Source organism: Pantoea sp. Tr-811 (assembly GCF_011752535.1).
Classification (GTDB): domain Bacteria; phylum Pseudomonadota; class Gammaproteobacteria; order Pseudomonadales; family Pseudomonadaceae; genus Aquipseudomonas.
The window spans coordinates 1-304 of sequence record NZ_VWXJ01000078.1 but is presented as its reverse complement, the minus strand read 5'-3'; the positions used below and the strand labels follow the sequence as shown (position 1 = coordinate 304).

Sequence of the window (304 nt, the reverse complement as noted above, 5' to 3'; positions counted from 1 at the left end):
CTGAGCCTGACTGCCACTGGCACCGTTCAGGAAGGCGGCCAGATCATCTACACCGCCACGCTGACCAACCCAGCTGGCACCGAAATGAAGGTGACCCTGAGCAACGGTGAGACCATCACCATTGCCAAGGGCCAGACCGAAGGCAGCATTACCGTTCCTGCACCGGCTAACACCGTCTACGTCGACGCCGGTAATGTCAGCGTGACTGTGACCGGCACCACCGGCGGCGACTTCGAGCAACTGAATGTTAGCTCGACTCCTGCAGTCACTGCCGTGACCGATACCATCGACACTTCGACCGTCA

Annotated in this window: 1 protein-coding gene; it reads left to right on the top strand. The window is 59.9% G+C overall.

Annotated elements, in window-relative coordinates:
• Positions 1–304 (top strand): immunoglobulin-like domain-containing protein (locus tag F3J44_RS30510; protein WP_167278019.1); only part of this gene is annotated, 304 nt, incomplete at both ends.